The following is a 23,128-nucleotide window of genomic DNA, read 5'->3' on the forward strand; positions in this document are numbered from 1 at the left end:
TGAGCTGTTCAGTGCCGTTCCGCCTGCATTCGGGCGACATAGGCGGCGGCCTGGGAACGGCGCTCCATTCCGAGCTTGGAGAGCAGACTGGAAACGTAATTCTTGATCGTTTTCTCGGCGAGATGGAGCCGTTCGCCGATGGCGCGATTGGTCATTCCCTCGCCGATCAGATCGAGGATCCGGCGTTCCTGGTCGGTGAGGCTCGCCAGCCGGTCGTCGCCCTTCGCGGTGTTGCCGTCGCGCAGCCGCTCCAGCACCCGGGCGGTGGCCACGGGGTCGAGCAGTGACTTGCCGGCCGCCACCTCGCGTACCGCGGAGAGGAGTTCGTTCCCCCGGATGGCCTTGAGGACATAACCGGACGCACCGGCCATGATCGCATCGAAAAGGGCCTCGTCATCCGCGAACGAGGTGAGCATCAGGCATTTGATGTCCTCGTCCTGCGAACGGATCTCGCGGCAGACCTCGACCCCGCTCCCGTCCGGCAGCCGGACATCGAGCACCGCCACGTCCGGACGGGTCGCCGGGATCCTGACCAGGGCATCTGCGGCAGTGCCGGCCTCGCCGACGACCTCGATGTCCTCCTCGACCGAGAGCATTTCGTGGACGCCGCGCCGGACAACTTCGTGGTCGTCGAGCAGGAATACCGTGATTTTTCCGTCTTCGCGCACTCCACCAGTCTCACACATCAGCCCTTCCCGTGCTCCAGGTCACCGATATAACGTGCCGTTGTCCCGGCGGCCTGCAACGCTGTGACCAGGAGTTGTTGCAAACCTTCGCGATTTACTTGGAAATCCAAGCAAAATCGCAGGTCAACGCCGTTTCCACTTCGGCTTTGACAATGGGTAACGTGCAATGAGCAGGCCACTGTCCGGGAGCTTTGTTCCACCCGGAGCCGGGCCGCGATCGCACACACCCCGTGCGCCGTATCGGATACCGGGTGAGCCGCAATACGGCCACCGGCGGACCCCGGGGGCCGGACAGACGGAGGAGCAGCACGTGACCGTGGAAGGCACTGCGCAGCGGAAAAACGCCCGCGGCAGCAGCAAGCGCACCACCGCCAAAAAGGCGACGTCGGCAAAGAAGGCGTCCCCGGCCAAGGCCCGGAACTCCGGCCGGCCCGCCGAGGCGGAGCAGGATCAGCTCGTACAACTGCTGACGCCCGAAGGCAAGCGGATCGAGCACCCGGATTACTCGATCGACCTTTCCGCCGAAGAACTGCGCGGCCTCTACCGCGACATGGTGCTGACGCGGATGTTCGATGCCGAGGCGACCACCCTCCAGCGCCAGGGCGAACTGGGTCTGTGGGCCTCGCTGCTGGGCCAGGAGGCCGCTCAGATCGGCTCCGGGCGCGCGCTGCGCGACGACGACTACGTCTTCCCGACCTACCGCGAGCACGGCGTGGCGTGGTGCCGCGGCGTCGACCCGACGAATCTGCTGGGCATGTTCCGCGGGGTCAATCACGGCGGCTGGGACCCCAACAGCAACAACTTCCACCTCTACACGATCGTCATCGGCTCCCAGACGCTGCATGCCACCGGCTATGCGATGGGGGTGCAGAAGGACGGCGCGGATTCCGCGGTCATCGCCTATTTCGGTGACGGTGCGTCCAGCCAGGGCGATGTCGCGGAATCCTTCACCTTCTCCGCGGTCTACAACGCCCCGGTCGTGTTCTTCTGCCAGAACAACCAATGGGCGATTTCCGAACCCACCGAGAAGCAGACCCGGGTGCCGCTCTACCAGCGTGCCCGCGGATTCGGCTTCCCCGGCGTACGGGTCGACGGCAATGACGTACTGGCCTGTCTGGCGGTGACCAAGGCGGCGCTGGAGCGGGCGCGCACCGGTCAGGGCCCGATGCTGATCGAGGCGTTCACCTATCGCATGGGCGCGCACACCACCTCCGACGACCCGACGAAGTACCGGGCGGACGAGGAGCGGGCGGCTTGGGAGGCGAAGGATCCGATCCTGCGGCTGCGGACGTACCTGGAGGCCGAGGGCCTGGTCGACGAGGCGTATCTCGCGTCGATCGACGAGGAGCGCGAGGCCCTGGGCAAGCGGGTCCGCGATGCCGTACGTGCCATGCCCGACCCGGACACCATGGCGATCTTCGAGAATGTCTATGCCGACGGGCATGCGCTCGTCGATGAGGAGCGCGCGCAGTTCGCCGCGTACCAGGCGTCGTTCGCCGATGCCGATCTTGTCGCGGAGGGGAACTGACCATGGCCGTCTTCGAGAAGATCACCATCGCCAAGGCGATCAATGAGTCGCTGCGTGCCTCCATGGAGGCCGACCCCAAGGTCCTCGTCATGGGCGAGGACGTCGGCAAGCTCGGCGGCGTCTTCCGCGTCACCGACGGACTGCAGAAGGACTTCGGCGAAGACCGGGTGATCGACACCCCGCTCGCCGAGTCCGGCATCGTCGGCACCGCCATCGGCATGGCGCTGCGCGGCTACCGCCCGGTCGTCGAGATCCAGTTCGACGGCTTCGTCTTCCCCGCCTACGACCAGATCGTCACCCAGCTCGCGAAGATGCACGCCCGCGCGCTGGGCAAGGTCAAGGTGCCGGTCGTCATCCGCATTCCGTACGCGGGCGGCATCGGTGCGGTCGAGCACCACTCCGAGTCCCCCGAGGCGCTCTTCGCGCATGTCGCGGGCCTCAAGATCGTTTCTCCCTCGAACTCCTCCGACGCCTACTGGATGCTCCAGCAGGCCATCGCGGGCGACGACCCGGTCATCTACTTCGAGCCCAAGCGCCGCTACCACGACAAGTCGCGGCTGGACACCGAGTCGATCCCGGACCCGCTGCACAAGGCCCGGATCGCCCGGACCGGCTCCGACCTCACGCTGGCCGCCTACGGGCCGATGGTCAAGGTCTGCCAGGACGTCGCCAATGTCGCGGCCGAGGAGGGCAAGTCGCTGGAGGTCGTCGACCTGCGCTCGCTCTCCCCGATCGACTTCGACACCGTGCAGTCCTCGGTGCAGAAGACCGGCCGGCTGGTCGTCGTCCACGAAGCCCCGGTCTTCTTCGGCGCCGGCGCCGAGATCGCCGCCCGGATCACCGAGCGGTGCTTCTACCACCTGGAGGCCCCGGTTCTGCGGGTCGGCGGTTTCCACTCCCCGTATCCGCCCTCCCGTCTGGAGGACGAGTACCTTCCGGGACTGGACCGGGTGCTCGACGCCGTTGATCGTGCGTTGGCGTACTGAGGGTTTGAGGAGAGTTCGTGACCATGACTGCAAGTACCGCCAACGCTCAGCGCTTCCGCGAGTTCAAGATGCCCGACGTCGGCGAGGGGCTGACCGAGGCCGAGATCCTCAAGTGGTACGTCCAGCCCGGCGACACCGTCACCGACGGCCAGGTCGTCTGTGAGGTCGAGACCGCCAAGGCCGCCGTCGAACTGCCCATTCCCTACGACGGGGTGGTGCACGAGCTGAACTTCGGCGAGGGCGTCACCGTCGATGTCGGCACCGTCATCATCTCCGTGGACACCGACCCCGGTGCCGGGCCCGCCACGGCACCGGCCGCGGCCCAGGCGCCGCAGGAGGCCGCCAAGGCCGAGGAGGAGGCCGAGCCGCAGGGCCGGCAGGCGGTGCTGGTCGGTTACGGCGCCGCGCCGTCCTCGACCAAGCGGCGAGCCCGCAAGCCCCAGCCGGGGGTTCCGGCCCAGCCGGAGCCCGTGAGCGCCGCGCTCCAGGCGGAGCTGAACGCGCGCACGGCGCCCGCACCGGCCGCGCCCGTGGCGCCGGTCGCCAACGGCACGAGCGCCGGGTCCGCCGGCCGGGCGCTCGCCAAGCCGCCGGTGCGCAAGCTGGCCAAGGACCTCGGGATCGATCTGGCGACGATCGTCCCGAGCGGGCCGGACGGCATCATCACCCGCGAGGACGTGCACGCGGCCGCCGCCCCGGCCCAGGCTCCGGCCGCCCAGGCCGAGGCTCCGGCCACCGTGGCCGAGGCGGTTGTCCCGGCGGAGACCGGCGTCATCAACGCCGCCGCCCGTGAGCGGCGGGTGCCCGTCAAGGGCGTACGCAAGGCCACCGCTCAGGCGATGGTCGCCAGCGCCTTCACCGCGCCGCATGTCACGGAGTTCATCACCGTCGATGTGACCCGCACGATGAAGCTCGTCCAGGAGCTCAAGCAGGACCCGGACATGGCGGGGCTGCGGGTCAACCCACTGCTGCTGGTCGCCAAGGCCTTCCTGGTGGCCCTCAAGCGCCACCCGGAGGTCAACGCGGCCTGGGACGAGGCGCGGCAGGAGATCGTCTACAAGGACTATGTGAACCTCGGGATCGCGGCGGCCACCCCGCGCGGGCTGATCGTCCCGAACATCGAGGACGCCGGAGTCAAGACACTGCCCCAACTCGCCGCGGAACTGGGCGATCTGGTCGCCACCGCCCGCGAGGGCAAGACCTCACCGGCGGCGATGACCGGTGGCACGGTCACCATCACCAACGTCGGCGTCTTCGGCGTTGACACCGGTACGCCGATCCTCAACCCGGGGGAGTCGGCGATCCTCGCCTTCGGCGCGGTCAAGCTCCAGCCGTGGGTCCACAAGGGCAAGGTGAAGGCGCGCCAGGTCACCACCCTCGCGCTGTCCTTCGACCACCGGCTCATCGACGGCGAGCTGGGCTCCAAGCTCCTCGCGGACATCGCGGCGGTGCTGGAGCGGCCCAAGCGGCTCATCACCTGGGGATGAGCCGGAATGCGGGGCCGGGCGGTTCGGAGCGGCGTTTCACGTGAAACGCCGCCTCGGGTCCGCGCCGGCCCTGTGGACGAGCAGTCGTGCGTGCGCCCCGCGCCGCCGCTCCAGCCGTACGTCAGCGAGTACGCCGGATACCGGCAGGCCGGGCTGCCGCCGGGCCGCCACCGTGGGCTCCCCTCACCCCGGCTGACCCTGATCTTCACCCTCGATGAGCCGCTCACGCCGGCCGGCTGTCCGCCCAGCCAGTGGCTCGCCGAGGAGTTCCGAAACGTCCAAGCCGCCGAGGACGCCGTCAGGGAACGCTGAAGTCGGCGGCCCACCGGGGGCCGCCCACCGACCCGGGAGGTCCGGCGATATGCCCGAGAACCAGTCCGACACCACCCCCGCACCCCAGGTATGGCCGACGCTGCGGGCCCGTGACGCCCGTGGGCTGATCCGTTTCCTGGTCGACGCGTTCGGCTTCGAGGAGACCGTGGTCCACGGGGAGGGTGAGCGCGTCGTGCACGCTCAGCTTGCCTGGCCGGAAGGCGGCGGCATCATGCTCGGCTCCGTCAGGGAGACCGAGGACGACCGCTGGCCGCTGCGCCCCGGGACGTTCGGGGGCTATGTCGTCACCGACCGCCCCGATGAGCTGTGCGCCCGCGCCAGAGCTGCCGGAGCGGAGATCATCGAGGAGCTGAACGACACCGACTACGGCTCGCGGGAATTCGGTGCCCGCGATCCCGAGGGCAACCTCTGGTCGTTCGGTACGTATCGCGGCGAGCCGCGCAAGGTGTAGCCGGGGCCGCGCGCGACCGGCGGGCCGGTCAGCCGCGGATGAGTTCCACCGCGCGGCTGAAGTGGCCCACCGGCCCGCCCGGGCCGGACCCATCGGCGCGTGCGGCGCCGCGGGTCAGGGCGATGCCCGCCCACAGACCGGCGACGATCAATGCCAGCACGACGGTGTTCCGCGTACGGCGGCCGGCGTTCGTCCTGGGCTGCATGGTCCACTCCCCTTGGGTGTCGGAGCCTCCCCGGCTCCCTGCCTCTATTCACCCATGAGATTCACCGCGGTCCGTACGCGCCAGGTACGGACTCCTCTCCGACCTGAGGTGGACCCGACATACCTCTGGAGTTCCTCTTCCGCCGGTGCCCGGGAAAGGGTTTGCCGCGGTCGGCCGCGCTGTTTACGGTCGGCGCAATGAGCAGCGAAATGATCATCCGGCCCTATCACCCCTCCGACCAGGACGTGGTCACCGATCTCTGGTCCCGGGCCGCCCGCGAGGCGCATCCGTTCCTCGACGGGGAGGGCGTGGGCGAACGGGCCCGGCTCCTCCGTGAGGTGTACCTGGTCCAAGCGGAGAACTGGGTGGCCGAGCGTGAGGGCCGGGTCATCGGGCTGCTCGGACTGCTGACCGGCGGGACCGGGGGCGGGGGCCGGCCCGGGGCCGAGGTCGGCGGGCTGTTCGTGGCGCCGGAGGCCCAAGGAGGCGGAGCCGGGCGGGAGTTGCTGGAGCATGCGGCGGCCCTGCACGGCGCGCTGACCCTGGAGGTCTTCGAGGGCAACGGCCGAGCCCGCAATTTTTACGCGCACCTCGGCTTCACGGAGCGCGGGCGGCGGACGGACGAGGAGACCGGCCATCCGCTGATCGCGCTGGAGCGCGGCGCACCGCTGAAGTCGGTGAGCTGGCTGCATCTGCGCGAGGGGCGGCTGCTGAGCGTACGGACGCGGGGGAACGACACTTTCTATCTCCCGGGCGGCAAGTACGAGCCCGGCGAGACCGCCCGGGAGGCGCTGTCGCGCGAGCTCGGTGAGGAACTCGGCCTGGTGGTGCCCGCCGAGGAGCTCTCGGAGGCTTTTGTCATCCATGCCGTCGCCCACGGGAAGAACGGGCGGCGGCTGCACATGACCTGCTTCACCGGCGGGCCCCAGGACATCGCACCGGCCCCCGGTCGGGAGATCGCCGAGTACGCCTGGTTCGACCGCCAGGAGGCGCGGGAGCGCTGTGCGCCCGCGCATGCGCAGGTCGTGAACCGGTTGGTCGCGCAGGGGCGGATGCCGGGCTGAGGTCCCCGCCGGGCGGCGGGCGGGCCGGGGCGCACATCGGGCGCTGACCGGCCCACCGCCGCCATGACGCCCCACAACGCCTCCACCAGCGCAAACGTGCCCGTCCTGTCCGTATCGCGGACTGCGGTGTCGAACGCATACCTGTTGTATCTATCCTGTGCGCATGCCCTCAGCGTCCACGCCCACCGCTCCTGCCAGAGAGCCCGCCGCCAAGCAGCCGCCCGCCGCCGAGCGGGTCTACGCCCACATCAAGGACGCCGTCCTGGAGCGCCGCTACGAGGGCGGCATGCTGCTCACCGAGGGCGAGCTGGCCGACGCCGTGGGGGTGTCGCGGACTCCGGTGCGCGAGGCGCTGCTGCGGCTGGAGGTCGAGGGGCTGATCAAGCTCTATCCCAAGAAGGGCGCCCTGGTGCTGCCGGTCTCCGCGCAGGAGATCGCCGATGTGGTCGAGACCCGGCTGCTGGTGGAGAAGCACGCCGCGGCCAAGGCGGTGCCGGCCAGCGAGGCGCTGCTCGGCGAGCTGACGGAACTGCTGGAGACGATGCGGGAGCAAGCCGCGTCCGGTGATCTGGCCGCCGTGTCCGTCACCGACCGCGCCTTCCACGCCGCCATCGTGCGCAGCGCCGGCAACCAGATCCTGGACCGGCTCTATGAGCAGCTGCGCGACCGTCAGCTGCGGATGGGCGTCGCGGTGATGCACGCCCACCCGGACCGGATCGCCAAGAACATCACCGAGCACGCGGAGATCCTGGAGGCGCTGCGTGCCGGTGACGCGGACGCCGCGACCGACGTCGTGCAGCGCCACGTCAGCTGGGTCCGCAACCTCGCGCAGGGGGACGTGCGATGAGCGCCGGCAGCGCAAGCGCCGGTGGCTCCCTCGGTTCGGACGGCGCCGGCGGCTCCGGTATAGGCGGCGGCACGGCCCGGCTGATGCCCGCGGACCCGCCCGGCGGCCGCCGGGCGATGGCGGTCTGGGGCATCGGCGTCGCGGTCTACTTCGTCGCGATCACCTACCGCACCAGCCTCGGCGTGGCCGGGCTGGACGCCGCCGACCGCTTCCACATCAACGCCTCGGCGCTGTCGACGTTCTCCATCCTCCAGCTGCTGGTGTACGCGGGGATGCAGATCCCCGTCGGTCTGCTGGTCGACCGGCTCGGCGCCAAGAAGGTGCTGACGCTCGGCGTGGTGCTCTACACCGTCGGCCAGTTCGGCTTTGCGCTCTCCTCGTCGTATGCCATGGCGCTCGGCTCGCGTGCGCTGCTCGGCTGCGGGGACGCGATGACCTTCATCAGCGTGCTGCGGCTGGGCGCCCGGTGGTTCCCGGCCCGCCGCGGCCCGATGATCGCTCAGATCGCCGCGCTGGTGGGGATGGCGGGCAACCTCGTCTCCACGCTCATCCTCGCCCGTTTCCTGCACTCCTTCGGCTGGACCCCGACCTTCGCCGCCAGCGCGGCCGGCGGCATCGTCGTGCTGACCGTGCTGCTGCTCTTCCTCAAGGACCACCCCGAGGGCTTCGAGCCGCCGCCCGCGCCCGCCGCGCACACCGGCGCCGGGTTCGTGCGCCGGCAGATCGCGGACGCCTGGCGGGAGCCCGGTACCCGGCTGGGCATGTGGGTGCACTTCACCACCCAGTTCCCCGCGATGGTGTTCCTGCTGCTCTGGGGCCTGCCGTTCCTCGTCGAGGCACAGGGGCTGTCCCGCGGCACCGCCGGTGAGCTGCTCACTCTCGTGGTGCTCTCCAACATGGCGGTCGGGCTGGTGTACGGCCAGATCATCGCCCGCCATCACGCGGCCCGTACGCCGCTGGCACTGGGCACCGTGGGCGCCACGGCGCTGATGTGGGCGCTCGTACTGGCCTGGCCGGCCGATCATGCCCCGATGGCGCTGCTGATCGCGCTGTGTACGGTCCTGGGCGCCTGCGGCCCCGCCTCGATGATCGGCTTCGACTTCGCGCGGCCCGCCAACCCGCCCGAGCGCCAGGGCACCGCCTCCGGCATCGTCAACATGGGCGGCTTCACCGCGTCGATGACGACCCTGCTCGCCGTCGGAGTGCTGCTGGACGCGACCGGCGACAACTACCGCATCGCCTTCGCCTCGGTGTTCGTCCTGGAGGCGCTCGGCGTCTCGCAGATCCTGCGGCTGTGCCGGCGTGCGGCGCGACGCGAGCGCGAACGGCTGGTCGTCAGCCGGGTCGAGGCAGTTCATGTGCCGGCCTGACGCGGCCAAGTGATCGGCGGCCGGGTCCGTTTCACGTGAAACGGACAGGGCTGTTTCACGTGAAACGGCTCATACTCCGGGGCCGGCTCTCTTTCTCCGGCAGGCTGACGGGCAGCGGCGTGGAGAGGCGGATACCCGCCGGGACGCCGTCCGCCCACCTCTGGTGCTACGGCGTGACCGCGAAGTGGTCCAGGATCGCCGCGGCCAGTTCGGCATCGCCATCGATCTTGATCTGCTCGGTGACGGCCGATGGACGCACCCGGCCGCAGGCGAGCTGGTGGAAGGTGTCCCAGTCCAGGGCGAGCGTGAGGGTCGGGCCGAGCGAGACACTGCCGTCGATCGTGGCATTGCCCTCGCCGTCGATCCGGACCGTCCGCAGGAATTCCAGCGGCCCGCTGACGTCGAAGACCACCGCTGAATCGGCGGGCGCCTGGGCCCGCTTGGCGACGATGCCGGGCAATACCTTCACCAGCAGATCGCGCGTCACATGCGCGCCGGGGGAGTCGAGATTGCCGGGCTTTCCGAGTGCCCGGCGCAGGTCCTGCTCATGCACCCAGACATCGAACGCCCGCTGCTGAAGCACGAATTCCAGCGTACGGTCCTCGCCGAGCGGGCTGCGCACCTCGGCGTCCGGCTGGCGGGTCTCGTTGCGCAGCTGCCGGGAGCGGCGGATGACGGTGTATTCGAGCTCGCTGAGCATCTCCGGCGCGGTGTGGTGCCGACGGACGTCGACCTGCACCTCCATCCGTCGCGCCGACTCGCTGCGTACGTGGTAAAGATCGCGCGGCAGCGTGTGAATCGGCCGTGGGTCGCCCAGCATTTCGCATTCCAGGCCGATGACATGGGAGACCACATCACGCACGGACCATCCTGGGAGGCCCGTCGCCCTGTTCCACTCGCCTTCGACGAGCGGAGTCACCAGCTCGGTTATCGCTTCTATGGAGTGAGTCCAGGCATCGATGGAGGACTGAAGGCTGGGATGGACGGTCACGGGACCCCTCGGACGGTTCGTACGCGGGCTGCTGTCTGTGCAGTTAAGTTACGCTGCGCACGGGCACCCCGGCAGTGCTTTCGGACGACCATCGTAGGCCGATGTTTCCCGGCCGCAGAGGGGTGCGCCGTACGCCCGGAACGCGTGCTTCTCAGTCCTCCCCGCGCTCCCGCTCCGCCAGCCGGATCACACACACCGCGATGGCGATCAGCAACGGCGGATCCGCGTCCTCCCGGACGACATTGACCGCATAGGTGTCGCGCATGGTCAGCCAGCGCCGCGAGATCTCGGCGAGCAGTTCGCCCTCGTACTCGATGGCGAACTCCCGGTCCATGATCTTTCCGCTGACATCCAGCTCGGTGCCGTCCACCAGCTCGACGCGGTAGTGGTTGCGCAGCAGCGAGAGCCGCTTGCGCCGGATCGTGGCCAGCGGCTCGCCGCCCCGCTCGATGGTCATGGTGTCGCGCAGGCTCAGCATCTTCTTGCGGATGGTGATCAGCACCCGCCGCTCGGGGTCCTTCAGCTCGAAGGTCTCCCGCAGCCGCAGCGCCTTCCCGTCCACCAGGTAGGCATGCCGTCCGTGCTCGTCCTCGATCCAGTAGTCGTCACCGATGCCGAAGATGCGGTCACGAACCACGTACTTGCCCCTGCGCGGGGACCCGTTCCCGGGGGATGGCTGCATGGCTGACGTGTTCCCCCGGGGCCCTGCGGAATGTGCACGCACTGGAGTGACGTTGAATGTCCACATGGCTTCACGTGCACGCGTCCGCGCCCCCGAGCTGACCGGCAAGGGCGGCTGGCTGAACACCGGCAACAAGGATCTGACCCTCTCCGACCTGCGAGGACGCATTGTCGTCCTGGATTTCTGGACCTTTTGCTGTGTGAACTGTCTGCATGTTCTGGATGAGCTGCGGGAGCTGGAGGAGCGGCACCGCGACACCGTCGTGATCATTGGCGTGCACTCCCCCAAGTTCGTGCACGAGGCCGAGCACCAGGCCGTCGTGGACGCCGTGGAGCGCTACGGCGTCGAGCACCCGGTCCTCGACGACCCCGAGCTCACCACCTGGAAGCAGTACGCGGTACGGGCGTGGCCGACGCTCGTGGTGATCGACCCCGAGGGGTATGTCGTCGCCCAGCACGCCGGCGAGGGCCATGCGCACGCCATCGGGAAGCTCGTCGAGGAGCTGGAGGCCGAACACGAGGCGAAGGGCACCCTGCACCGCGGTGACGGCCCCTACGTACCGCCGGAGCCGGTGGCCACCGATCTGCGTTTCCCGGGCAAGGCGGTCCGGCTGCCGGGCGGCAGCTTCCTCGTCTCGGACACCACCCGGCACCAGCTGGTGGAGCTGGCGGCGGACGGTGAGCAGGTGCTGCGCCGGATCGGCACCGGCGAGCGCGGGCTGACCCCGGACTCCTTCAACGAGCCGCAGGGCCTGGCACTGCTGCCGGACGGCAAGGTGGCCGTCGCCGACACGGTCAACCACGCCATCCGCGTCCTCGACCCCGACAGCGGCGCAGTGGAGACGGTGGCCGGCACCGGCAAGCAGTGGTGGCAGGGCTCGCCGACCTCGGGTCCGGCGCGCGAGGTGGACCTCTCCTCGCCGTGGGACCTCGCCTGGTGGCAGGACCGGCTGTGGATCGCGATGGCCGGGGTGCATCAGCTGTGGACGTACGACCCGGCCGCCGGCACGGTCGAGGTCGCGGCCGGCACCACCAACGAGGGCCTGGTGGACGGCCCGGCCGCCGAGGCGTGGTTCGCCCAGCCGTCCGGGCTCGCGGCTGCCGGCGACCGGCTGTGGATCGCGGATTCGGAGACCAGCGCGGTCCGCTGGGTGGAGCCCGCCGAAACGGGCGACGGTTATGTCATCCGGACGGCCGTCGGCACCGGCCTGTTCGACTTCGGGCACCGCGACGGCGCTGCCGACCAGGCGCTGCTACAGCACCCGCTGGGGGTGACCGCGCTCCCTGACGGTTCGGTGGCCATCGCGGACACCTACAACCACGCGCTGCGCCGCTTCGACCCCGCGAGCGGCGAGGTGACGACGCTGGCGAAGGATCTGCGCGAGCCGTCCGACGCGGTGCTCGTCGACGGCGACCTCGTGGTGGTGGAGTCGGCGCGGCACCGGCTGACCCGGCTGCGGCTGCCGGAGGAGGCGATCCGCGTCGAGTCGGTGGCGCATCGCTCCCAGCGCGCGGCCACCGAGGTCGCCCCGGGCGCGCTGCGGCTGGAGGTGGTCTTCCAGGCCCCGGCCGGCCAGAAGCTCGACACCCGCTACGGTCCCTCGACGCGGCTGCTGGTCAGTGCGACACCGCCGGAGCTGCTCGCCGACGGTGCGGGCGCCGGCACCGACCTCACCCGGGATCTGGTGCTCGCGGACGGTATGACCGAGGGCGTGCTGCATGTCTCGGCGATGGCCGCGTCCTGTGATGACGCCCCGGACATCGAGTACCCCGCCTGCCATGTGCACCAGCAGGACTGGGGCGTCCCGGTCGAGATCGCCGAGGGCGGGGTGGCCCGGCTGGGGCTCGTCCTGGCCGGGCTGGACGCCGAGTAGGAGCGAGCGCCCCGGGACCGTCGGCCGGGCCGGAGCCGGCCGGCCGTCACCCGGGGCCGGTCGGCGCCGCGGCTACTTGCCGACGCCGCCCGCCAGCTGCGCCCCGTGAATGCTGGAGCTCCAGTTGGTGACCTTGCTCTTGCCGACGGAGATGTGGAGCCGCTTCTCCGCGAAGTCGACGGTGGCCGGACCGTGCGTGACCGAGCTCGCCGAGATGCCCATGAAGTCGATGGCCACCGACTTCTGCTCGGTGCCCTTGGTGGCTGCGGTGTTGGTGGGAATGACCGCGTAGGCGTAGCCGTGGGCGGGCACCGTGATGCGGGTGCCGTCGAGATGGCCGGGCGTGCCCTGGAGCAGCGGCAGCGGCTTCTTGGCGTTGTTGAAGCGCAGCAGCGGCGCGTTGTAGAGCTTGCAGTCGCGGCTGGTGGAGTTCTTGAACTTCACGGCCACATGGCTCTTCGGGCCGGTCTGCTGGGAGAACGTGACCTTGTACGTGCTGGGGTAGCAGTCGGGCACCCGCCGCGATGCCGCTCCCGCGCCCGCCGCGGCCGCACCGCCACCGATGATCTTGCGCTTCTTGCTCTTGGAAGACGAGGAGGAGGACTTCTTCGACTTCTTCGAGGAGTGGCTGTTGCAGCCGGTCAGCGCGAGCGAGCCGGCCAGCCCGAGGGCCAGCGCGGCGTATGCGGCAGAGCGGTGGCGGGAGCGGCGTGCGGTCATGGGTGGTTCCCCCAGTGAGTTGCTGCGGTATCAGCGAGGTGTGTCTGTCATGGCACGGCCACGATATCCATTGCCGGTGGATGCGCCAGGGTGGGTTCGTCAGGGGCCCTGGCGATATGGCGTTATCGCAGGTCATAGGGGTTGTATGGGGGGCGCTGCCGACCCGTGACGGGGGTGAAGATCACCCTCTGGCTGACGAGGCTCCGGTCCCGAAAGGGGCGCCGAAACGTCAGTCCGGGCAGCCGGGCAGTGTGGTGTTCTCGACCTGTTCCGAGCGAATACGGATGGCCGGCAACCACACCTGATCGCCGTCGTGCTCGACCCGGAACCACATGCTGCTGTGGCCGCCCACCTCATCCGTGACCGTGATCCCGTTGGCGATCCGGCAGACCGCACGCAGCACCTCGCCGTGCCAGACATGGCCCACGACATTGGAGCGGCGATAGAGCCGGTACGGATCGCGGGCCAGCCCGAGTGCGCAGGTCTCGGTCCGCCGGTGCTGACAGTCCCGTTCGACGTTGTGGACGGTGAGCCGGGCGGACCCGGTGGCCGACGCGGCGCTCTTCGCGCCCGGCGCCCGGCCGTCACTGCCACTCTCCGGCGACCTGTTCGAGCTGGTCAGTGCCGGTACGGCCAGCGCTGCGGCGGTGAGCACCGCGGCGGTCCCGAGCCCGGCGAGCACCAGCCGCCGGCGCCGCCCGCCGGTCGCCGCGGCCCCGACTTGCGTCTCGGCTTCGGTCGGATCGTTGGCGTCCGCCCGGGCCTCCCCGCCGGGCGTACCGTCCCGCTCCACCGCCCGCACTCCCGCGTCCGCCGCCTCCTGGGCGCGGTGCAGCAGGTCGACGAGGGCGGGCAGCCGGTCCTCACCGGTGAGGGAGAGCGTGCACCACTGCACCAGCAGCCGTTCGTCGGGCAGGCTCTGACCGCGCAGATAGCGGGAGAGGGAGGAGCGGCTGGCGGGCAGCCGGCTCTCCAACTCCTTCAGGCTGTAGCCGAGTTCGCCGTGCATACGGCGTAAGGAGCTGACGAAGTCCCGTACCGGGCCGGAGAGTTCGTCGGGAAGAGGGGCCAATGGCTTACGGCGGACACGATCGGCGTGGTTCTGATGGCCAGGCACGTCTCGCATTCCAGCACAGCGGCCATGCGCGCGCGAGGGGCACTTCCGCTCCCCTGTGCCGGAAGTGCCCCTCGTTACACGATCCGGATCGCGCCCGGATCAGATGGTGACGTTTCACGTGAAACAGCGTGAGATCTTCCCTCGGACCTCAGACCTCGCGCCGCCGGTGGGCGTCAGTCGCCGAACGTCACCGGACGGTAGGGCTTGAACTCGGCGTCGCCGCCGGGCAGGCCGTAGGTCAGCGTCCGGTGGTCGGTGCCGTGGTCGCCGCGCTGCTCGTAGGCGGTGTACGAGGTCTGGGCGTCGTCGTTCCACTTCTCGAAGATCACCACATGGCGGGTGTTGTTGTCGCCGGAGGCGTCGATGAGCAGGTCACCGGGCTTGAGCTCGCCGAGGGAGATCGGCCGGGTGATGCCGCGGTTGGTGGCCAGCCCCACGGTGTTGGTGCCGGGCGTCGGCAGCCCGAGCGCCATCGACACATAGCCCGAGCAGTCCTGGCGGTAGCCGTCCTTCCAGACCTTGGCCTGGCTGTACGGGACTTGGGCGCCATTGTTGGCGGTCAGCCAGGTGGCGGCGCGGTTCAGCATCTCCTCGCGCGAACCGCCGGGCTGCGGTTGCGGCTGCCCGCCGCCCTGGACCGGTACGCCCGGCAGCCGGTCCTGCGTGATGTCCACCGCGACCACGCTGAGGAAGCCGCTGACCGGCCCGGTGAGGTGCGCCATGAACGTCGAGCAGGAGCTGCCTTCGCACACCTTGCGGCCGGTGTCGACCTGGTAGTCGGCGGTGATCCGGTCCTGACCCGGCGCTGTCTTGTTGATCATTCCGACGGCGGGGGAGCCGGTGTCCGCGGTGGCGTGCACCACCCAACGGGTGCCCCACGTGGGGAAGTCGGCAGCGGCGGCCGGCCGTACGGAGCCGGCGCGGGCGGGGCCGTCGTGTGAGGGCCTGGCGGTGGCGGCGGACTGCCCGCCGGTGGTCGCGCTGCCCACGTCACTGCCGTGGGCGAGCCCCGCGAACCCGGTCACGCCGATGCCGGCCACAGCCACCGTGGGCAGGACCCTGCGCCACACGTTCCTGCGGAACGGGGACCGCCGACGCGTGGTGCGGGCGGTCTGGTCCGTGGGGGTGGTGGTGTCCGCCGGGTGCGTGCTGCTGTGCTCGTACATCTCGATTCCCCTCCGTCTAGGGCCGGTTGGCCGTTCGGTACGCCGCCGGACGGTCTGCTCACGGCGACGGAGACCATCGTGGAGCGGGGCATCGTGGCGGCCCGGAGGTTCCTCGTCCCGTGGGATGTCCCGGCCGTGCGCACGCTTGTGACCTGCAAAGACGTCAGGAGCCCGGGACAGGGCGGGGCGCGGGATGAGACATGACGGGACAGCGGCGACGGACCACGAAAAGGGCGCCCGCTGGGGGATGCGGGCGCCCTGGTTCAAGGGGCTCTGCGGCCGGTCTCTTCAGCCTGCGTCAGGCGGCTGTCGGCCTGCCGGGCCCGGGGTGACCGGACCACGGCTCGCGGAGCGCGGAGTGACGCGTCACCGGACGGGGCTCACCACGCCGTCGCGGCGCTCACGTCCGACTGCCAGTACGTCACCCAGGCGCTGTCGTCGAGGTGCACGGAGCCGCCGGGCAGCGCCACCGTCTTCGAGCCGCCGATGCTGCCCTTGCCGTCGCGGCCGGGGAGGCTGACGGACAACGAGGTCACGGTGCGGCCGTTCGTGCCGGAACCATCGGCGGACGAGGTCATCACCGCGGCGTAGCCGGACTGGCCGGGGGCGAGGGTGACCACGGACTGCGGCTTGCTGTCCGGCAGTTCGGCCAGCGGGCTCTGGGCCTCGTCGAAGCGCAGGTAGGGGGAGTAGTAGAGGTCGCAGGTGGCGCCGGAGGTGTTGGTGGCTTCCAGCAGCAGATGGTTGACCGGCCGCTTCAGCGGCTTGGCGACGATCTGGATCTTCGCGGCGTCGCAGGCGGTGTGCCGGGTCCCGGCGGTGTTGCCGCTCTTGCCCGCCTGGCCGGCGTTCGCCCCGGTGCCGCTCTCTCCGGCACCCGCGCCGGAGCCACCGTGCCGGGCCGAGGTCCGCTCCGCGTGGCCGCCGTTGGGCCGGGTACCGCCCTGGGGGCCGTCGTCGCCCATGGCCACCGGCTCCTCGGCGCCCTGCGGCGCCGGGTGGTACGGCTTGGCGGCGCCGGTCTGCAGCGGGTTGTCCTGGCCGCCGCAGGCGGTGAGCGTGAGCGCGGCGACGGCGGTGAGGCCCGCCGCCGCGACCCGCAGCGTACGGCGGCGGACCGCACGGGACGGCCGGGAGGCGCCGGTCTCGATGACGGTCTCGGAGCGGTGGTGGCTGCGCGGCATTCCGGTCTCCCCCGGTCGGTGGCCCGTGCCGCGCCGGCGCTACGCCCTGCGGTCTGGCCTGTGGTCTGTCCTGCGGTGTGACCACTACCTTGCCGCTCGCCGCTGGCGTGCCACTAACGTGCGCCTAACGTCCCCGCACCAGGACGGCCGCAGGCGCGGCCGCGCCCGTCACTCCTTGTTCCCGTCACCCGTACCGTGCTTGCCCCCCTCGCCGCTCTCCCCGCGCTCGTCCCGTGCGAACAGCTGGGTCAGCGTGCTGATCGTGTAGACATCGGTGGCCTCCTCGTCCACCAGATGCATCTCCGCGAGCCGGTCCAGACCGTCCTGGGTGCGCTCCGGGTCGTATCCGGCGAGCGCCGCCGCCAGCGACGCGTTGAGGTGTCCGTCCGCGCTGGTCGCCAGCGCGCTGAGCAGCTGTGCGTCGTCGGCCGACAGCCGGGCGACGGACATCCGCAGGGCCGCCGCGATGCCGGTGTCCTCCGCGGACAGCAGCGCCAGCCGCCGCCGTTCGTCCCGCAGCGCCGCGGCCAGCCGGGCCAGCCGCCAGCGCGGCCGGGCGGTCAGCTGGGCGGCCGCGGCCCGCAGCGCCAGCGGCAGCCCGTCGCACAGATCGACCAGCTCACGTGCGGCTGCCGGGTCCTCGGCGACCCGCTCCGGGCCGAGCATGGCACCGAGCAGCGCCGCGCCCTCCTCGTGGCCGAGCGTCTGGAGACCGACCGGCCGGGCGCAGTCGGTGGCGACCAGCCCGTCGAGACGGCTGCGGCTGGTGACGACGGTGGCGCAGTGCGGGCCGCCGGGCAGCAGCGGCCGTACCTGCGCCGAGCTGCGTGCATTGTCGAGGACGACCAGCAGCCGGCGCTCCGCGACCAGCGACCTGAACAGCGCGGACGCGGCCTGCGCCGAACCGGGCACCCGCTCCGGCGGTGTGCCGAGCGCCAGCAGGAAGTCACGCAGGATCTCGGCCGGCGCCGCCTCGTCGCCCTCGCCGAAGCCACGCAGATCGGCGAAGAGCTGGCCGTCGGGGAAGGCGTCGGCGCGCAGATGCGCCCACTGCACGGCACAGGCGGTCTTGCCGACGCCTGCCGGTCCCGCCACCACTGCGAGCGGACTCTCCCCGGTCCCACCGTCCGTCAACACGGCCGTCAGGGCGGCGAGTTCCTGCTCCCGTCCCAGGAAGCGGGCCGGAGCCCGGGGCAGCAGCCGCGGCGCCGCACCGGCCCGTCCGGAGCCGGTCCGGGTGCGGTCCGCCGCGCCCGTCCGCGCCCCGTCGCCGCCTGGCACGGCCCCGCCACCAGGGGCGTCCACCGCGCCGGTGCCGTCCGGTACGGGTCCCCGGTCCGCGCCCGCAACGGGCCGCGGCCCACGGTCCGCCGCGGAACGGCTTCCTCCGGGAGCCCCGGTGGCCCCGGCGGAAGTGGCGCCCGCCGCCCGCGCCCCGCCCGCCGGCTTGGCCCGGGCCCCGCCGGCCGCCTCGGCGCGCAGAATCTCCTCGTAGGCGCCGCGCAGCCGCTCGCCGGGATCGACGCCCAGCTCCTCGTTGAGCAGCCGGCGGGTGCGGTGGAACCACTCCAGCGCATCGGACTGCCGTCCCGTACGGAACAGCGCCCGCATCAGCCCGGCGATCAGGCCCTCCCGCAGCGGGTTGTTGACGGCCGCGGAGTAGAGGATGGCCGCGGCCTGTTCATGCTCGCCGAGCGCGCCGTGCGCCCGCCCCAGCGCCTCCACGGCCGTCAGCCGCCGCTCCTCCAGCGCATGGGCGGCGGCCGCGAACGGCGGGCTGGTGACCGTGCCGGTCAGCGCGGGCCCGTGCCACAGGCCGAGCGCCTCGCGCAGCAGGGGTACGGCATCGCCGGGCGCCGCCTCGGGGCGGGCCAGCGCCACCAGCTCACCGAACCGGTGAGCGTCGATCAGTTCCTCCGGAAGCCGCAGGAGATAGGCGGAGCCGTGCGTGGTCAGCTCGATGCCGTACGCCTCCGCACCGCCCTCGGCAAGCGTGGCGCGCAGCCGCGAGACATGCCCCTGGACGACCGTACGGGCGTGTTCGGGTGGCTCGTCCTCCCACAGGGAGTCGATCAACTGCTCCAGTGGGACGGTGGTGTTGGGCTGCAACAGCAGCAGTGCCAGCACACTGCGCCGCTTGGCGGGCCCGAGCGACAGCTCCGCGGAGCCGGTCGTCACGGCGATCGGGCCGAGCAGTGAGAACTCCAACTCAGCCCTCCAGGAAGGCCGTCAGGGCGTTCGCCAGCAGATACGGGTCCTCGGCGCCGCACAGCTCACGCGCCGAGTGCATGGACAGGATGGCCACGCCGATGTCGACCGTCGAGATGCCGTGCCGGGCCGCGGTGATCGGCCCGATGGTGGTCCCGCACGGCATCGAGTTGTTGGACACGAAGCTCTGCCACGGGACCCCGGCCCGCTCGCAGGCCGCCGCGAAGACGGCCCGTCCGCTGCCGTCCGTGGCATAGCGCTGATTGACGTTGACCTTGAGGATCGGTCCTCCGTTGGGCATCGGGTGGTGGCCCGGGTCGTGCCGCTCACCGTAGTTGGGGTGAACGGCGTGCCCGGTGTCGGACGACAGGCAGAGGGTGCCGGCGAAGGCCCGCGCCCGGTCCTCGTACGAGCCGCCGCGGGCGAAGACGGAGCGCTCCAGGACGGTGCCGAGCAGCGGGCCGTCCGCGCCGGTGTCGGACTGGCTGCCGTTCTCCTCGTGGTCGAAGGCGGCCAGCACCGGAATGCTGCTCAGGGCGCTGCCGGCGGCCGCGGCGGCGGTGAGCGCGGCCGTACCGGCGTGCACGGAAAGCAGGTTGTCCATCCGCGGGCCGGCCAGCAGCTCGCGGTCGCGGCCCAGGTAGGCGGGTGGTTCGATGCTGTGGACCATCAGGTCCCAGCCCTTGATGTCGCCGGCCGGCACGCCGGTCTCCTCGGCGACGAAGGAGATCAGATCGCCCTCGGCCACCTCGCCCAGGCCCCAGATCGGCGTCATATGGCGCTGCTTGTCGAGCTTGAGACCCTCGGAGTTCACCGAGCGGTCGAGGTGCACGGCCAGCTGCGGCACCCGCAGCAGCGCCCGGTCGACATGGACGAGCCGATGGCTGCCGTCGGCCAGCGTCACCCGCCCGCTCAGCCCCAGATCGCGGTCGAGCCAGGTGTTGAGCAGGGTGCCGCCGTAGATCTCGACGGCGACCTGCCGCCAGCCCCGGGCGCCGGTGTCCGGAATCGGTTTGACCCGCAGATTGGGAGAGTCGGTGTGAGCCCCCACAATTCGGTACGGAGTGGCCGCGTTCGCGCCCTCGGGAACGAACCAGGCAACGATCGCGCCGCCGCGCAGGACGTACTTGCCGCCGCTCTCGCCGTCCCACGCGTCGACCTCGGCGACCTGCCGGAAACCGGCCTTCTCCAGCCGCTCCGCCGCATTTGCCACTGCGTGGTAGGGCGACGGACTGGCGGCGAGATAGGACATCAGGTCGTCGGTGTGGCCGCGATCGAAGCGGGCGGAGTTGGTCATGGATTCAGCATAAGGAGCCGGACCCCCCATTCCCCGTGCGCATGCGGTGCGACTGCGCACCCTTCCGGCCAGGATTTCTGCCTTCCGGACCGGGAAGCATTGCGGAGTGGTGGATTCCGGGTGTAATGGACCGCGGTCCCGGCATGCGGAGGCGCGCCCGCTGCGATGTCCTGGCATCCGGCCCACCTCCCCGGACATGACAGAGCCCGCCTCTCCGGGGGAAGAGAGGCGGGCCCCGTCAGTCTGAACGGTCAATCTGAGAGACCTCTAAGAGAAACGCCGCAGCCGGGCCGCGGAATTCGCTCTCAGAACGCGGCTTCGTCGAGCTCCATCAGCGACTGGTCGACGGACTCGGCCAGACCGCGCTGGACGCCGACGCCCGGCAGGACGTTGTGCGCGAAGAACTTCGCCGCGGCGATCTTGCCGGTGTAGAAGGGCTTGTCCTTCGCCGAGGCGCCGGCCAGCTTCTCGGCGGCCACGGCCGCACCCTTGAGCAGGAGGTAGCCGATGACGACATCGCCGGAGGCCATCAGCACCCGGGTGGTGTTCAGGCCGACCTTGTAGATCGACTTGACGTCCTTCTCGGTCGCGGCGAGGTCGGTCAGCATGGCGCCGACGATCGCCTCCAGGTCGGCGGCTGCCTTGGCCAGCTCGCCGCGGGCCTGCTCCAGCTCCTCGCCGCCGGTGTTGCCGGCGAGGAACTGCTTGATCTCGTCGGAGAGTGCGGTGAGCGCCTGGCCCTGGTCGCGGACGATCTTCCGGAAGAAGAAGTCCTGGCCCTGGATCGCGGTGGTGCCCTCGTAGAGGGTGTCGATCTTGGCGTCCCGGATGTACTGCTCGATCGGGTATTCCTGGAGGTAGCCGGAGCCACCGAAGGTCTGGAGCGACTGCGCCAGCTGCTCGTAGGACTTCTCCGAGCCGTAGCCCTTCACGATCGGCAGCAGCAGGTCGTTGAGGCGGATCGCGGCGCTCGCGTCGTCGCCCGCGGCCTCCTTGACGAGGATCTCGTCCTGGACCGTGGCGGTGTAGAGCACCAGGGCACGCATGCCCTCGGCGTACGCCTTCTGCGTCATCAGCGAGCGGCGCACATCGGGGTGGTGGGTGATGGTGACGCGCGGCGCGGTCTTGTCGGTGAAGGCCGCCAGGTCCGGTCCCTGCACGCGCTCCTTGGCGTACTCCAGCGCGTTGAGGTAGCCGGTGGAGAGGGTGGCGATGGCCTTCGTGCCGACCATCATCCGGGCGAACTCGATGATCTTGAACATCTGGCGGATGCCGTCGTGCTTCTCGCCGAGCAGCCAGCCCTTGGCGGGGTGGTTGGCGCCGAAGGTCATCTCGCAGGTGTTGGACGCCTTCAGGCCCATCTTGTGCTCGACGTTGGTGGCGTAGGCGCCGTTGCGCTCGCCCAGCTCGCCGGTCTCCCAGTCGAAGTCGTACTTCGGCACGATGAAGAGCGACAGGCCCTTGGTGCCCGGACCGGCACCCTCGGGGCGGGCGAGGACGAAGTGCACGATGTTCTCGGACATGTCGTGCTCACCGGAGGTGATGAAGCGCTTGACGCCCTCGATGTGCCAGGTGCCGTCCGCCTGCTGCACGGCCTTGGTGCGGCCGGCGCCGACGTCCGAACCGGCGTCCGGCTCGGTGAGCACCATCGTGGAGCCCCACTGCTTGTCCACCATGAGCTGGGCTATGCGGTGCTGCTCCTCGGTGCCCTCCTCGTAGAGGACGCCGGCGAAGGCGGGGCCGGACGCGTACATCCACACGGCCGGGTTGGCGCCCAGGATGGTCTCGGCGAAGCCCCAGAGCAGGGAGCGGGGCGCGGTGGTGCCGCCGAGCTCCTCCGGGATGCCCAGACGCCACCACTCGGCGTCCATGAAGGCCTGGTAGCTCTTCTTGAAGGTGTCCGGAACCGGCGCGGTGTTGGTCTCCGGGTCGAAGACCGGCGGGTTGCGGTCGGTGTCGGCGAACGACTCGGCCAGCTCGTTCTCGGACAGCCGGGCGATCTCGGACAGGACGCTCTTGGCGGTGTCGACATCCATCTCCGCGAACGGTCCGGTGCCGTACACGCTGTCACGGCCGAGCACCTCGAAGAGGTTGAACTCGATGTCGCGGAGATTCGACTTGTAGTGCCCCATGGATACGGCTCCGTAAGGGTTCGGGAGGGAGGACCTCAAACGCAATACCAGCAAGTAGCAAGTGCCTACGATGATGCTACCCACCGGTAATAAGAATCAACCCCTACCGCCCATCTGTGACGAGCGTCCCCCGGCGAATCGCCGACTCAGTACGCTGTGGCGCATGTACGGCTACGACCAGAACGCGGGTGCCGGGCAGCAGCAGTACGGAGCGCCCCCGCCGCAACAACCGGCCCCCGGGGGTTATGGCGAGCAGCCGCTGTATCCCGAGCCGTCCCCGCCCTCCCTCGCCGACGCGGTGCGCGCCTTCACCACCGGCTCGATGTCCGCCGAGGACTTCCAGGGCATCTTCTCCACGTCCAAGGTCTACTGCCCCCGTGGTGGCAACCCCGGCTTCCTGGCGCTGCACAACACCCAGCAGCCGGTGATCCCGATGTTCACCTCGCTCAAGGAGCTGCGGCGGTACGCGGGCAAGGAGTCCAAGTACTTCGTGATCACCGGTGCCGAGGTGCTCGACCTGCTGCCCACCGGCTACGGCTTCGTCCTCGACATGGAGGGTGATCACCGGATGGTCTTCGACGCGAAGGCCGTGGAGCAGATGGTCGACTTCGCGATGCGGCGGATGTACGGCTAGTCGTCCTGGCGTGTGGCGGGCCGATGCCCGCTGCCGCCGCTGAGTCACGGGCCGGTCCCTCGGAGGGGCCGGCCCGAGGTGTGTCGGGGCCCTTGTGAGCTCAAGGAGCCCCTGTGGCCTGGGGAAATGCGGGCGGGAATGCCATGGGCCTTGCGGGTTGTTCACTA

At 70.5% G+C, this 23,128-nt stretch carries 21 protein-coding genes; 10 read left to right on the plus strand and 11 right to left on the minus strand.

Annotated features, from left to right (window positions below; translation table 11 throughout):
- Nucleotides 1-8: 8 nt before the first annotated feature.
- Nucleotides 9-668, minus strand: coding sequence for a response regulator transcription factor (locus ACZ4XD_RS05490; protein WP_308407275.1), 660 nt, complete (start codon nt 666-668; stop codon nt 9-11).
- Nucleotides 669-996: 328 nt separating this feature from the next.
- Here ACZ4XD_RS05490 and pdhA point away from each other — a divergent pair, with 328 nt between their 5' ends.
- From pdhA to ACZ4XD_RS05515, 5 genes are all read left to right on the plus strand, one after another.
- A complete protein-coding gene (gene pdhA, locus ACZ4XD_RS05495) occupies nt 997-2,214 on the plus strand; it encodes a pyruvate dehydrogenase (acetyl-transferring) E1 component subunit alpha (protein ID WP_468038451.1) in 1,218 nt (405 codons plus the stop codon).
- Nucleotides 2,215-2,216: 2 nt separating this feature from the next.
- Complete coding sequence (locus ACZ4XD_RS05500; RefSeq protein ID WP_085923742.1) at nt 2,217-3,200, plus strand: alpha-ketoacid dehydrogenase subunit beta; 984 nt, start codon at nt 2,217-2,219, stop codon at nt 3,198-3,200.
- A 23-nt stretch (nt 3,201-3,223) separates the two neighbouring features.
- Nucleotides 3,224-4,687 carry a dihydrolipoamide acetyltransferase family protein gene (locus ACZ4XD_RS05505; RefSeq protein ID WP_468038453.1) on the plus strand — a complete coding sequence of 488 codons (1,464 nt, stop codon included), beginning with the start codon at nt 3,224-3,226 and terminating at the stop codon, nt 4,685-4,687.
- A 90-nt stretch (nt 4,688-4,777) separates the two neighbouring features.
- Nucleotides 4,778-4,999 (plus strand): hypothetical protein, encoded by a 222-nt coding sequence (locus ACZ4XD_RS05510; RefSeq protein ID WP_468038455.1) that lies wholly within the window; start codon nt 4,778-4,780, stop codon nt 4,997-4,999.
- 49 nt (nt 5,000-5,048) lie between these two features.
- On the plus strand, nt 5,049-5,471 hold the full coding sequence (locus ACZ4XD_RS05515) for a VOC family protein (protein ID WP_468038457.1): 423 nt from the start codon (nt 5,049-5,051) through the stop codon (nt 5,469-5,471).
- Between the two features lie 28 nt (nt 5,472-5,499).
- On the opposite strand, the gene ACZ4XD_RS05520 is transcribed toward ACZ4XD_RS05515, so the two are convergent.
- A complete protein-coding gene (locus tag ACZ4XD_RS05520; RefSeq protein WP_181018564.1) occupies nt 5,500-5,676 on the minus strand; it encodes a hypothetical protein in 177 nt (58 codons plus the stop codon).
- A 197-nt stretch (nt 5,677-5,873) separates the two neighbouring features.
- On the opposite strand from ACZ4XD_RS05520, the gene ACZ4XD_RS05525 reads away from it, so the two are divergent.
- From ACZ4XD_RS05525 to ACZ4XD_RS05535, 3 genes are all read left to right on the plus strand, one after another.
- Nucleotides 5,874-6,740 (plus strand): GNAT family N-acetyltransferase, encoded by an 867-nt coding sequence (locus tag ACZ4XD_RS05525; protein ID WP_468038459.1) that lies wholly within the window; start codon nt 5,874-5,876, stop codon nt 6,738-6,740.
- A gap of 163 nt (nt 6,741-6,903) precedes the next feature.
- Nucleotides 6,904-7,587, plus strand: coding sequence for a GntR family transcriptional regulator (locus ACZ4XD_RS05530; protein ID WP_468038461.1), 684 nt, complete (start codon nt 6,904-6,906; stop codon nt 7,585-7,587).
- Nucleotides 7,588-7,703: 116 nt separating this feature from the next.
- A complete protein-coding gene (locus tag ACZ4XD_RS05535) occupies nt 7,704-8,957 on the plus strand; it encodes an MFS transporter (RefSeq protein ID WP_468038792.1) in 1,254 nt (417 codons plus the stop codon).
- Nucleotides 8,958-9,123: 166 nt separating this feature from the next.
- Here ACZ4XD_RS05535 and ACZ4XD_RS05540 read toward each other — a convergent pair whose 3' ends face one another.
- Together ACZ4XD_RS05540 and ACZ4XD_RS05545 are read right to left on the minus strand one after the other, a co-directional pair.
- Nucleotides 9,124-9,948 carry a maleylpyruvate isomerase family mycothiol-dependent enzyme gene (locus tag ACZ4XD_RS05540; RefSeq protein ID WP_042151176.1) on the minus strand — a complete coding sequence of 275 codons (825 nt, stop codon included), beginning with the start codon at nt 9,946-9,948 and terminating at the stop codon, nt 9,124-9,126.
- A gap of 151 nt (nt 9,949-10,099) precedes the next feature.
- Nucleotides 10,100-10,630: an LURP-one-related/scramblase family protein gene (locus tag ACZ4XD_RS05545; RefSeq protein WP_468038463.1), complete on the minus strand. Its 531-nt coding sequence runs from the start codon at nt 10,628-10,630 to the stop codon at nt 10,100-10,102.
- Between the two features lie 64 nt (nt 10,631-10,694).
- Between ACZ4XD_RS05545 and ACZ4XD_RS05550 the strand changes: the two genes are divergently transcribed.
- A complete protein-coding gene (locus tag ACZ4XD_RS05550) occupies nt 10,695-12,503 on the plus strand; it encodes an NHL domain-containing thioredoxin family protein (protein ID WP_468038465.1) in 1,809 nt (602 codons plus the stop codon).
- A 72-nt stretch (nt 12,504-12,575) separates the two neighbouring features.
- Here the strand turns inward: ACZ4XD_RS05550 and ACZ4XD_RS05555 are convergent, their stop codons facing one another.
- The 7 genes from ACZ4XD_RS05555 to ACZ4XD_RS05585 all read right to left on the minus strand — a co-directional run bounded on the left by ACZ4XD_RS05555 (nt 12,576) and on the right by ACZ4XD_RS05585 (nt 22,327).
- Nucleotides 12,576-13,223, minus strand: coding sequence for a DUF4232 domain-containing protein (locus ACZ4XD_RS05555; protein WP_468038467.1), 648 nt, complete (start codon nt 13,221-13,223; stop codon nt 12,576-12,578).
- A 229-nt stretch (nt 13,224-13,452) separates the two neighbouring features.
- On the minus strand, nt 13,453-14,349 hold the full coding sequence (locus tag ACZ4XD_RS05560) for a helix-turn-helix domain-containing protein (RefSeq protein ID WP_468038469.1): 897 nt from the start codon (nt 14,347-14,349) through the stop codon (nt 13,453-13,455).
- Between the two features lie 164 nt (nt 14,350-14,513).
- Nucleotides 14,514-15,506, minus strand: coding sequence for a hypothetical protein (locus ACZ4XD_RS05565; RefSeq protein ID WP_468038471.1), 993 nt, complete (start codon nt 15,504-15,506; stop codon nt 14,514-14,516).
- A 380-nt stretch (nt 15,507-15,886) separates the two neighbouring features.
- Nucleotides 15,887-16,690, minus strand: a complete 804-nt coding sequence (locus ACZ4XD_RS05570; protein ID WP_468038473.1) for a DUF4232 domain-containing protein — start codon at nt 16,688-16,690, stop codon at nt 15,887-15,889.
- 168 nt (nt 16,691-16,858) lie between these two features.
- Complete coding sequence (locus tag ACZ4XD_RS05575; protein WP_468038475.1) at nt 16,859-18,898, minus strand: AfsR/SARP family transcriptional regulator; 2,040 nt, start codon at nt 18,896-18,898, stop codon at nt 16,859-16,861.
- Nucleotide 18,899: 1 nt separating this feature from the next.
- On the minus strand, nt 18,900-20,195 hold the full coding sequence (locus tag ACZ4XD_RS05580) for a M18 family aminopeptidase (RefSeq protein ID WP_468038477.1): 1,296 nt from the start codon (nt 20,193-20,195) through the stop codon (nt 18,900-18,902).
- Nucleotides 20,196-20,500: 305 nt separating this feature from the next.
- On the minus strand, nt 20,501-22,327 hold the full coding sequence (locus tag ACZ4XD_RS05585; protein WP_468038479.1) for an acyl-CoA dehydrogenase: 1,827 nt from the start codon (nt 22,325-22,327) through the stop codon (nt 20,501-20,503).
- Between the two features lie 163 nt (nt 22,328-22,490).
- Here ACZ4XD_RS05585 and ACZ4XD_RS05590 point away from each other — a divergent pair, with 163 nt between their 5' ends.
- Nucleotides 22,491-22,961, plus strand: coding sequence for an SseB family protein (locus ACZ4XD_RS05590; protein ID WP_468038481.1), 471 nt, complete (start codon nt 22,491-22,493; stop codon nt 22,959-22,961).
- Nucleotides 22,962-23,128: the final 167 nt, after the last annotated feature.

The sequence above is a fragment of the Streptomyces sp. NPDC029466 genome, from assembly GCF_055574515.1.

Bases quoted from the DNA above. Each gene is read 5' to 3' on its own strand.
- ACZ4XD_RS05500 (WP_085923742.1), top strand. From the start codon at position 2,217: ATGGCCGTCTTCGAGAAGATCACCATCGCCAAGGCGATCAATGAGTCG.
- ACZ4XD_RS05505 (WP_468038453.1), top strand. From the start codon at position 3,224: ATGACTGCAAGTACCGCCAACGCTCAGCGCTTCCGCGAGTTCAAGATG.
- ACZ4XD_RS05515 (WP_468038457.1), top strand. From the start codon at position 5,049: ATGCCCGAGAACCAGTCCGACACCACCCCCGCACCCCAGGTATGGCCG.
- ACZ4XD_RS05520 (WP_181018564.1), bottom strand. From the start codon at position 5,676: ATGCAGCCCAGGACGAACGCCGGCCGCCGTACGCGGAACACCGTCGTG.
- ACZ4XD_RS05525 (WP_468038459.1), top strand. From the start codon at position 5,874: ATGAGCAGCGAAATGATCATCCGGCCCTATCACCCCTCCGACCAGGAC.
- ACZ4XD_RS05530 (WP_468038461.1), top strand. From the start codon at position 6,904: ATGCCCTCAGCGTCCACGCCCACCGCTCCTGCCAGAGAGCCCGCCGCC.
- ACZ4XD_RS05535 (WP_468038792.1), top strand. From the start codon at position 7,704: ATGGCGGTCTGGGGCATCGGCGTCGCGGTCTACTTCGTCGCGATCACC.
- ACZ4XD_RS05545 (WP_468038463.1), bottom strand. From the start codon at position 10,630: ATGCAGCCATCCCCCGGGAACGGGTCCCCGCGCAGGGGCAAGTACGTG.
- ACZ4XD_RS05550 (WP_468038465.1), top strand. From the start codon at position 10,695: ATGGCTTCACGTGCACGCGTCCGCGCCCCCGAGCTGACCGGCAAGGGC.
- ACZ4XD_RS05555 (WP_468038467.1), bottom strand. From the start codon at position 13,223: ATGACCGCACGCCGCTCCCGCCACCGCTCTGCCGCATACGCCGCGCTG.
- ACZ4XD_RS05560 (WP_468038469.1), bottom strand. From the start codon at position 14,349: ATGCGAGACGTGCCTGGCCATCAGAACCACGCCGATCGTGTCCGCCGT.
- ACZ4XD_RS05565 (WP_468038471.1), bottom strand. From the start codon at position 15,506: ATGTACGAGCACAGCAGCACGCACCCGGCGGACACCACCACCCCCACG.
- ACZ4XD_RS05570 (WP_468038473.1), bottom strand. From the start codon at position 16,690: ATGCCGCGCAGCCACCACCGCTCCGAGACCGTCATCGAGACCGGCGCC.
- ACZ4XD_RS05580 (WP_468038477.1), bottom strand. From the start codon at position 20,195: ATGACCAACTCCGCCCGCTTCGATCGCGGCCACACCGACGACCTGATG.
- ACZ4XD_RS05585 (WP_468038479.1), bottom strand. From the start codon at position 22,327: ATGGGGCACTACAAGTCGAATCTCCGCGACATCGAGTTCAACCTCTTC.
- ACZ4XD_RS05590 (WP_468038481.1), top strand. From the start codon at position 22,491: ATGTACGGCTACGACCAGAACGCGGGTGCCGGGCAGCAGCAGTACGGA.